This is a genomic window from Acinetobacter sp. UBA5934, from assembly GCF_002430855.1.
Taxonomy (GTDB): Bacteria; Pseudomonadota; Gammaproteobacteria; order Pseudomonadales; family Moraxellaceae; genus Acinetobacter.
The window spans coordinates 1-10,339 of the sequence record NZ_DJDC01000182.1 but is presented as its reverse complement, the minus strand read 5'-3'; the positions used below and the strand labels follow the sequence as shown (position 1 = coordinate 10,339).

Below are 10,339 nucleotides of genomic sequence, written 5' to 3'. Positions count from 1 at the left end.
AGCACCTACGGGTGCTTTTTTTATTTAAGTAGCCTAATTACTTAATTCATACTGAGAATGGCAATATATCGAAAAAAAACGATATACAAGTTCAAGCAGGCAGCGTATGCTTTTCTTAGCCTTGATCTTAGAGAAAACAAATGCGTTCATTAAAAGACACCCAATTTTCAATTCTTGAACTTGCACCCGTCCGTGATGATAAAAGCATTCAATTTTCATTACATCATGCTTTAGCACTGGCGCAAAAAGCCGAACAATTGGGCTACACACGTCTGTGGCTGGCAGAACATCATAATATGGATGGAATCGCCAGCTCGGCAACTGCCGTGTTACTGGGCTATATCCTTGCCAATACCGAAACTTTAAAGGTAGGTTCCGGCGGTATCATGTTACCAAACCACGCTCCTTTGGTGGTTGCAGAGCAATTTGGTACTTTAGCCACCCTTTACCCAAATCGTGTTGAACTTGGTTTGGGACGTGCTCCAGGTACAGACCAGGTGACCATGCGTGCCTTACGTCGCGGTCGTCAAGAAACCGAAGACCAGTTTCCACAAGATGTGCTAGAAATACTGCAATATTTTAAAGAACCTGTGCCGCATCAACGTATTGTGGCGACTCCAGGCCAAAATACCCATGTTCCCGTCTGGTTGCTGGGTTCAAGTTTATTCAGTGCACAATTGGCAGCAAAATTAGGACTTCCCTATTCATTTGCCTCACATTTTGCACCGCGTATGTTGGGTCAAGCAATTCAGCTATATCGCGAGAACTTTGAACCATCTGAATATCTGGAACGTCCTTATGTTTCCATGGGTGTTCCTACTGTAGTGGCTGAGACCGATGAAGAAGCTGAATATTTAGCCACGAGTGCCTATCAGCGTGTACTGGGTTTAATGCGTGGACAAAGCTTAAAACTCAAAGCCCCGGTAAAAACCATGGAAGGTTTGTGGTCACCAGCGGAAAAAATGTCGGTGGATAACTTCTATGCACTGGCACAAATTGGTTCACCTCAAACAGTCAAAGCCGGATTAGAAAAGCTGTTAGAAAAATATGATGTCGATGAGTTTATTTTTACCTGTGACATCTATGACACGGATAAACGTATTCAGAACTTTGAATTGTTAATGAATATCAAAAATTCCTGATCGTTTAAAAATTCCAGATAGCACCTTTTTAGGTGCTATTTTTTATATTAAACAGCAATAATCTTTATTATTTTCCATTCATTACCCAGATCAGCCTGGATAACATTTACGATCTGGTTTAGCTTAGGCATAATAAATATATAAAAATAATTAAATACAAAAAATTAAAAATAAAATGAATCAATACCTCAATAAACCTAGCTCTTGCCGCGCAAAAGAATATCCGTGATTTAGACTATTTTCGGGTACATACCCACCCGCCCAGCATGCCAAATTATTCATCTACAGAAGTGCCCAGTCCAGAACAGGATGATGGAAAAATTAACTGACATCAAAGCTATTCTATTCCATCGTATCCTCCCACATTCTTAAACAACTTTATACATTTTAAAGATAAGACTTGGCCCCTAATGACAAGTCTTTATTTTTACATATCAAATAGTTAAATAAATTATTCCAATAAATCAGCACACTAAATAATTGATAAAAATGTTCAGTCTAGTTTAAGCACTTAGGCAAATTACTTTGCCCGGCTTTTTCATACACTTGTAATTAAATAATGATTTTACAGGTGTACAGGATGGCTTCAATCGACTTGGAAAAAATGCTGGATAAAGTCAAACATACCCAATGGACTTTATCTGATATTGACTGGACTGCCCCAGGAAAAGAGCTGATCACAGCTGAACAATGGCCAAATCTTAAAGAATTTATGGCCGATTTAATGTGGATTGAACATGTGGGTGCACGTGCTTTTGCGGCGATGTCAAAAAAAGCGCCCAATCCGGTACTGGCTGAAATGTATGCTATCTTTCATGCAGAAGAACAGCGGCATGCCAATGCAGAAATGGCATTGATGAAACGCTGGAACATGCTGGAAGATGACATTCCCAAACCCAATAAAAATCTGCGCCTGATTATTAAATGGTTAGATCGTTATGCAGATGACATGCCCTTCTATATTTTAGGTGCGGTCATTCCAATGCTGGAAGTTGCCCTGGATGGTGCTTTATGTACTTTTTTGCTCGACAGCGTCGATGATCCAGTTTGTCATCAGGCATTTAAACTGATCAATAGTGATGAAGCGCGTCACCTCGGTGTGGGTTTTAGTGTGATGGAAGCCCAGGGCTATAACAAAACATTTATTCAACTTGCGCAGATGGCTGCCAAAGCCATAGACCCACGCATACTGCTCGGTATTTTGGCTTATTTACCGCTAATCAATAAAATGCGTGACAATGTTATAAAATTGGGACTTGCAGAAGAAAAACTTTATGCTGCAATGAACAAATTTTCCAGAATTGGTGGCCGAACTGCAGCGGGACGTCGTAATCCCTGGTATCAGATTATCCAGTTTCATGCTTACAAAGTAGTCGACCGCAAGCAAAAATGGTTCCATATTCCGGTCGATATCATGGTAATGATGACTGACAAGATTCCAGAAAAATCTTTACCCAAAGTTCCATCTTGGATATACCAGTTAACTGCAGAACCAACTGCAACGAAGTAAAAATAAGAAAGGATATAAAAATGGTTAACAAGAAAAAGAATCCGCTGGATGGGTTCTTTCAAAATTCACCCGATTTTTTCCAGAAATTCCAGGGAAAAATTGTTGCTGCTGAAGATATTAAAAACTTTGATTTTACAGATTTAAATGTGGCTGTTGTGGGGGGCAACCAAATGACAGTTATGCATCTGGAGCAGATTTGCAATACTGCAAAATTTGTAAAAGTCTTTCAAAATATGCCGCTTTTCATTTTGCCACAAACTGAAAGAGGCATTCACAAACTGCTTTCGCATCCTTTAATTATCAAGAATCGTCGTTTATTTAACAACCGCATTAAATCGTTATTGGCCATTCGCTATCTGGAATCTCAAGTACAGGATACGTGGTTAAAACGCCAGCTTATGCCCAATTCTGCAGCTGGCAATAAGATATTTCTGAAATCGGATAGTTATTACACTGCACTGCAACGAGATAACTGCAAGCTGATTACCTGGCCTGTGGTAAAAATCACTGAAAATGCGATCCAAAGCATGGAAGGTGTTGAACATATTATAGATGTAATTATTACGACCTATTAATCGCTTTAACAGTTTCCAGAGTTTAATTAAAGCAGATTTTGGAGACACGCAGTGTCTCCCTCCTTGCGCTGCCTTTTAAAACAGTATTTAAAACTGGCTCAGGACATTGTGTATGGATAATCCAAGCTTTTCTTGCGGACTTAAAATATATTTTGAGATCCTCATTTTGGCCTCTCAAAAACAAGAGATTGTCTATATAAATGTCATTTAATTTTATTAAAAAACTACGACAGTCAATGCTTCCAACGACTATAAGATGATTTTAAACTTTCGAATAGGCAAAGAATCAAAACATATCAAAGCTATTTAATTAAGAAACTTCAAGGGACTAGGCTGAAACAGGAATGTCTCTTTTTTAAGTGTTATTTTACCGTACCGATATATTGATAATGATTTTTAGTCTTTTGATAACGTAAATAGTTTCGAGTTAATTCACCGGATGGCTTGATGACTAAAATATCTATATTGTTAAGGTCTTTGGACATACGAATATAGTGCCGGTTCATATCAAAAGGTTCTATATTTTTGGGATAATAATTGCAGTCATAATCAACATCAATATGGTTCAGGGTTTGAGTTCTGGTTTTAAACACATCAATAGCTTTATATTTTGCATTCTTGATGTGTGCTGCCTGTAGAGCATAAGCCCCAACACAACTACTGCCCACATAAGTACTGGAAATGAGATAAACCGTTTGCTGGTTCAACTGCATTTGCTGAACAGATCGGATAAATCCCCCATCCTTCACTGCCTGAGTAAGCACTTTTTTGCCCTGTTTAAATTGCACATAGGACTCAAACTCCCGCATTGTGCCGCCTGCAGAGACATCAAATGTATAAAATTTAAGCTCTCGATCAGGGCTATAATGGATAGAAAGCATGTTTTTGCTGGTTAGATTTTTAAAATTATAGTCAAAACTTTGCGGATGACTCTCAATAAAATCGGCTATTTTAAAAGCAACCTGTTGATTAATACCATCACTTTCATAACTGTCTGTTAAACGGCTTTGATCATATTGTTTGAGCATTTGGGTTTCAAAATCCAGCACAGATTCTGCGAAAACTGGAATATTTATCAGACTGGACACAGCCAAACAAAGCGCTATTTTTCTTATTTTTAATACTTTATTCATATAAATACTATCTTTATTTTCAATGATAAAAAATGGAGTTAAACTTTGATTTAACTCCATTTTTAAATTACCCAATACGACGTTTTAAACCTGTCATCTGTAAAATACGAGTTGAAATTTCTTCAATAGACATTTCAGAAACGTTCAGATATTTAATCCCTTCTGAAATATAAATACCTTCTACTGCACGCAGTTCCATCTGACATTGACTGAAACTTGCATAACGGCTGTTGGCTTTACGCTCGGTACGAATCGCTACAAGTCGCTCTGCATCAATCATTAAGCCAAATAGCTTATTTTTATGTGCTTTTAATACTGCAGGCAAACGGTTGTCATCCAGGTCTTCTTCGGTCAGTGGATAATTTGCCACACGAATTCCAAACTGTAATGACAGGTAAATTGAGGTTGGGGTTTTACCTGAACGGGAAACCCCGATCAGGATTAAATCAGCCTTATCATAATGTCGTGTACGAGCGCCGTCATCGTTATCCAGGGCAAAATGCACCGCATCAATACGTGCTTTATAAGACTCAGAGTCGGTCACAGCATGGGTTTGTCCGACTAAAGTTGTAGGCGCAGTACCTAAAACCTCAGACAACTTACCAATAAGCCCTTCAAAAACATCAAGATTTACTGCATTTGCGGTATTAATAATATCACGTGCATAAGGGTCTACCAGGGTATCAAACACCAAAGGTTGTTGCCCGTCCAGATCGGCACGCTGGTTAATTTCAGCTACAACATTCATTGCAGCCTCTTCTGAAGTAATATAAGGAATAATATGAATGTCAAAATCTACATGAGGAAACTGTGCTAACAGTGAGTGTCCAAGGGTTTCAGCAGTAATTGCAGTACCATCAGAGATAAAAAAAACACTGCGCTTAATCTGTTTACCTTCTGACATTAAAATTCTCCTTAAATATTTGTCTAAGTGCTGTAAAATCTTTATAGTAAACCGATCTTACATGACTGTCGCCGAGTAAATCAAAAAGCCAGGCGATTTGTTATAATTTCATGCCAAGATAGTGATTAATACTGCAAAAGTGGAGTAACAACTTTGGAAGCGCGCGTAATTGGTCTAGAAAAATTAGGGAAACACGACGTTGAGCTCGTTGGTGGGAAAAACTCATCACTGGGTGAAATGATCAGCCACTTATCTAATGCTGGTGTATCAGTCCCGGGTGGCTTTGCAACCACAGCGGCTGCGTATCGTGAATTTCTCGAGCAAAGCGGCCTAAACGCTAAAATCAACGCAGAGTTATCAACTTTAAATGTTGATGACGTTAATGCGCTTGCAGTAAGTGGCGCCAAAATTCGCCAATGGATTGTCGATACTCCGCTTACGGCAGAACTGGAAAAAGAAGTTCGCACCGCTTTTGCAGAATTATCTAACGGCAACCCTGATATCGCGGTTGCCGTTCGTTCATCTGCAACTGCAGAAGATTTACCAGACGCTTCTTTTGCGGGACAACAAGAAACTTTCTTGAATATCCGTGGCATCGAAAACGTTCTGATCGCGATTAAGGAAGTCTTTGCTTCTCTTTATAACGACCGCGCAATCTCTTACCGTGTACACCAAAACTTTGCACATGATGTTGTTGCTCTTTCTGCTGGCGTACAACGTATGGTTCGCTCAGAAACTGGCGCTGCGGGTGTAATGTTTACCCTAGATACAGAATCTGGTTTCCGTGATGTGGTGTTTATTACTGCATCTTATGGTTTGGGTGAAATGGTCGTTCAAGGTGCAGTAAACCCTGACGAATTCTACCTGTCTAAACCATTATTAAATGCAGGAAAACATTCTATCCTGCGCCGTAATCTTGGCTCTAAACACCAAAAAATGATTTATGGCGAAGAAGCTTCTGCAGGTAAATCTGTTGTTGTGGTAGATGTTGAAAAACAAGATCGCCAACAATTCGCGTTAAATGATCACGAACTGCAAGAACTTGCTAAACAGGCATTAATCATTGAAAACCATTATGGTTCTCCAATGGACATCGAATGGGCGAAAGATGGCGACGACGGCCAAATCTATATCGTTCAAGCACGTCCTGAAACTGTAAAAAGCCGTGAAAATGTCGGCACAATGGAACGTTACCTGCTTAAACAAAAAGGTACTGTGGTGTGTGAGGGCCGTTCAATTGGTCAACGTATCGGTTCTGGTAAAGTTCGTATCGTTTCTTCAATCAAAGAAATGGACAAGGTACAAGACGGTGACGTACTTGTATCTGATATGACTGACCCGGATTGGGAACCAGTGATGAAACGTGCTGCTGCGATTGTCACTAACCGTGGTGGTCGTACGTGTCACGCTGCAATCATTGCACGTGAATTAGGTGTACCTGCAATTGTAGGTTGTGGTAATGCCACTGAAGTACTTGTTGATGGTCAAGAAGTAACTGTTTCTTGTGCTGAAGGTGATACAGGCTTCATTTACGAAGGTGCTTTGGATTTCGAAATTCAACGCAACTCTATCGAATCTATGCCTAAACTTCCGTTCAAAATCATGATGAACGTGGGTAACCCTGACCGTGCATTTGACTTCGCTCAAATTCCAAACGAAGGTATTGGTCTGGCACGTTTAGAATTCATCATCAACCGTATGATTGGTGTACATCCTAAAGCATTGTTGAATATTGACAGCCTTCCTCGCGAAACACGTGCAGCTGTAATGGCACGTACTGCGGGTTACTCTTCTCCAATCGAATTCTATGTAGAAAAACTGGTTGAAGGTATCTCTACCCTAGCTGCTGCTTTTGCTGACAAACCAGTGATTGTTCGTATGTCTGACTTCAAGTCAAATGAATACGCGAACCTGATTGGCGGTAAATTGTACGAGCCAGAAGAAGAAAACCCAATGCTTGGTTTCCGTGGTGCGAGCCGTTACGTTTCTGACAACTTCCGTGACTGCTTTGAACTTGAATGCCGTGCATTGAAAAAAGCACGTGACGAGATGGGCTTAACCAACATTCAGATCATGATTCCTTTCGTACGTACTGTAGCTGAAGCAAAACGTGTGATAGAGCTGTTGGCTCAAAATGGTCTTAAACGCGGTGAAAATGGCCTTAAAGTGATCATGATGTGTGAATTGCCAACTAACGCGCTGTTAGCTGAACAATTCCTTGAACACTTCGATGGTTTCTCTATCGGTTCTAACGACTTGACTCAGTTAACCCTAGGTCTAGACCGTGACTCAGGTATTGTTTCTCACCTGTTTGATGAACGTGATCCAGCGGTTAAAGCGCTTCTTTCTATGGCCATCCATGCATGTCGTAAAGCTGGCAAATACGTAGGTATTTGTGGTCAAGGTCCTTCTGATCACCCTGATCTTGCACAATGGCTAATGGAACAAGGTATTGAATCTGTTTCTTTAAACCCAGACTCGGTTTTAGACACTTGGTTCTTCCTTGCTGAAGAAAAAGCTCAACAAGCTTAAGAAACTATGTTAAAAAAAGACCCACATTTGGGTCTTTTTTTTCATCTATAATTTAAGGGTTTGCTCTACAAACCTAATTTACGTTTTGAGATTTAATATTTATGCAAATTTACTTGGCTCGTAATAATCAACAAGCTGGTCCATACACCTTAGAGCAGTTAAATCAAATGCTCGCTAGCCAGCAAGTGCTGCTTACAGATTTGGCTTGGCATCAAGGCATGACCGAATGGAGAGCTTTAGGTGAATTAACCCAAGGTAAACTTGTATATCAACCTGAAGGTTATACAGCTCCTGCACCTTTTCCTGAGCAAACGCCTTTGCAAAATTCTGCTATTCGTAAAATTCAAGTTGAAAAAAGAGCCGTATCTAATAATGAGCTCGCTTCAATTAGTACCCGGATCCTGGCAAAAATTATCGATTTACTGCTTTGGTTACCCGCCGCAGCGATTCCCTCTTTTTTTCTAAAACCGGATCAATTTAACCAGTTATCTGAGATTCAGCAAAAGATGCAGTCGGCGGACAGTGCAACTCAGGCCACGCAGTTACAACAGCAATTGTTTACTCTAATTCCGGCTGAAGCATGGCAAGCGATGTGTGTATACATCATCATTATGCTTGGAATTCAGGCATTTATGTTAGCAAAATCAGGGCAAAGTATCGGTAAAAAATTGACTAAAATTAAAATTGTAGATGCCGACAGTGGTGAAAAACCCAGTCTGATGCGTGTTTTCACTTTACGCAGCTTTATTTTTATTGTTTTAAATTTGCTATTTATGCCATTTATTACAATTCTTGATCATGTATTCGCAATTGGCGAAAAACGCCAAACCCTGCATGATAAATTAGCGAAAACCAAAGTGGTCAAACAGTAACCATACAATTCAACAGGGATTGTTTTATATCCCTGTTTTTCCCCCAGAATATTGATATTAAAATAAAATTCATATAATAAAAGTTCAATTCCGACTAAAAAAATCAGTTTTTATAACAGGTATTTAAAGCCACTTTACATATAGCTTAGTTTCTCGATATAAGGCATAATGCCCTACAACGTAGCGGTGTCTCATGATTGGGAAGGATTTACTATGCTTAGATTTTCTAAGTGAAAAATAAACATTTCCAATCATGCGACACTTTAATCGCTATCCCCATATTAAATTAGGGAATGGGACTCTTCACCGAGGTTGTAAAATGAGACAAACGATTTTAGCTGTATTGTCTTTATCTGCGATGGCTGCACTCTTGACTGGGTGTGGCGGTGATATGGTACTTCTAAACTCAAAAGGTCCAGTTGCTGAAGGTCAAAGTAGCCTGATGATGACTGCGATTTATTTAATGCTTTTGGTGGTTATTCCATCAGCAATTATGGCATTGTGGTTTGGATGGAAATATCGCGCGTCGAATAAAGATGCAGACTATAAACCAACATGGGCACACTCAACTGCAATTGAGATTGTAGTATGGGGTATCCCTGTCATTATTATTGGTATTTTAGCTTGGTTAACTTGGTGGGGTTCCCACAAGTATGACCCATACCGTCCAATCGAGTCAGATAAAGCACCTTTAACTGTTCAGGTTATTGCTGAACAATTCAAATGGATCTTCATCTACCCAGAACAAAACATTGCGACTGTTAACGAGCTCCGCTTCCCAGAAAAAACTCCGGTTAGCCTTCGTTTAACTTCTAACTTCACAATGAACTCGTTCTTTATTCCTGCATTGTCTGGTCAGATTTATGCAATGGCAGGTATGCAGACTCACTTGAACTTCTTGGCAGATGAAACTAGCCCAGCCGAAGGCTATCGCGGTTTCTCTTCTAACTATTCAGGTTATGGCTTCTCGCAAATGCATTTCCGTGCTCACTCTGTGACTGACGCTCAGTTCGCTCAATGGGTAGCTGCTGTTAAAGCAGGTAATGGTACTTCAGTAAATCCTCAAGCAGTTCAAAAAACTGTTTTGGATCAAGCTGAATTTGCAACCTTACGTGACGGAAACCGTTCTAAGCACCAAATCGAAGCAATGGTTGTGAATGCACAAACTCCTGAAGAGAAGGCTGCAGCTGAAGCGTTGAAGCCTTATCCAACTAAGCCACATCCAGTGACTTATTATTCTTCAGTAGAGCCTAAATTGTTCGAATCAGTGATTAACAGATACATGAGTAATTACCACGGTGCTGATCATTCAGCAGCTGCTGGTCACGAAGCTGCCGCTTCTGAAGCTCATGTAAATGTTGAACATGCGACTGCTTCTGTAGAGGAATAAGACATGAGCTTCTTAGGTAAGTTAGGTTCTGATGCAATTCCACACGATCCAATCGTGCTGGTTACAGTTGCTATGATGATCCTAGGTGGCCTTGCAGTTGTTGCGGGTATCACCTACTTTAAAAAATGGAACTACTTGTGGACTGAATGGTTCACCTCTGTAGACCATAAAAAAATTGGTATCATGTATATCTTTGTATCCATTGTCATGCTTGTGCGTGGCTTTGCCGATGCAATCATGATGCGTCTTCAGCAATTCCTTGCAAAAGGTGGCGGTGAAGG

General features: G+C 40.1%; 8 protein-coding genes and 1 pseudogene. 7 read left to right on the top strand and 2 right to left on the bottom strand.

The features are described from left to right. The first annotated feature begins 140 nt into the window (after positions 1–140). The 3 genes from B2Y23_RS13250 to B2Y23_RS13240 all read left to right on the top strand — a co-directional run bounded on the left by B2Y23_RS13250 (position 141) and on the right by B2Y23_RS13240 (position 3,227). The gene (locus tag B2Y23_RS13250; protein ID WP_291371319.1) at positions 141–1,142 is read left to right on the top strand and encodes an LLM class flavin-dependent oxidoreductase; all 1,002 of its coding nucleotides are present in this window, start codon (positions 141–143) and stop codon (positions 1,140–1,142) included. A gap of 580 nt (positions 1,143–1,722) precedes the next feature. Next, on the top strand, positions 1,723–2,652 hold the full coding sequence (locus B2Y23_RS13245) for a ferritin-like domain-containing protein (protein WP_291371317.1): 930 nt from the start codon (positions 1,723–1,725) through the stop codon (positions 2,650–2,652). A 20-nt stretch (positions 2,653–2,672) separates the two neighbouring features. Beyond that, positions 2,673–3,227, top strand: a complete 555-nt coding sequence (locus B2Y23_RS13240; RefSeq protein WP_291371321.1) for a flavoprotein — start codon at positions 2,673–2,675, stop codon at positions 3,225–3,227. 362 nt (positions 3,228–3,589) lie between these two features. Here B2Y23_RS13240 and B2Y23_RS13235 read toward each other — a convergent pair whose 3' ends face one another. Then, the gene (locus B2Y23_RS13235) at positions 3,590–4,420 is read right to left on the bottom strand and encodes a hypothetical protein (protein ID WP_291371315.1); all 831 of its coding nucleotides are present in this window, start codon (positions 4,418–4,420) and stop codon (positions 3,590–3,592) included. A 7-nt stretch (positions 4,421–4,427) separates the two neighbouring features. After that, on the bottom strand, positions 4,428–5,264 hold the full coding sequence (gene ppsR / locus B2Y23_RS13230; protein ID WP_291371313.1) for a posphoenolpyruvate synthetase regulatory kinase/phosphorylase PpsR: 837 nt from the start codon (positions 5,262–5,264) through the stop codon (positions 4,428–4,430). Between the two features lie 153 nt (positions 5,265–5,417). On the opposite strand from ppsR, the gene ppsA reads away from it, so the two are divergent. From ppsA to B2Y23_RS13210, 4 genes and pseudogenes are all read left to right on the top strand, one after another. After that, positions 5,418–7,796, top strand: coding sequence for a phosphoenolpyruvate synthase (gene ppsA / locus B2Y23_RS13225; protein WP_291354823.1), 2,379 nt, complete (start codon positions 5,418–5,420; stop codon positions 7,794–7,796). Between the two features lie 101 nt (positions 7,797–7,897). After that, complete coding sequence (locus B2Y23_RS13220) at positions 7,898–8,668, top strand: RDD family protein (RefSeq protein ID WP_291371311.1); 771 nt, start codon at positions 7,898–7,900, stop codon at positions 8,666–8,668. A 319-nt stretch (positions 8,669–8,987) separates the two neighbouring features. Continuing rightward, positions 8,988–10,058, top strand: a complete 1,071-nt coding sequence (gene cyoA, locus B2Y23_RS13215) for a ubiquinol oxidase subunit II (protein ID WP_291354825.1) — start codon at positions 8,988–8,990, stop codon at positions 10,056–10,058. 3 nt (positions 10,059–10,061) lie between these two features. After that, positions 10,062–10,339 (top strand): annotated as a pseudogene (locus B2Y23_RS13210) (cytochrome o ubiquinol oxidase subunit I); the annotation flags it as partial.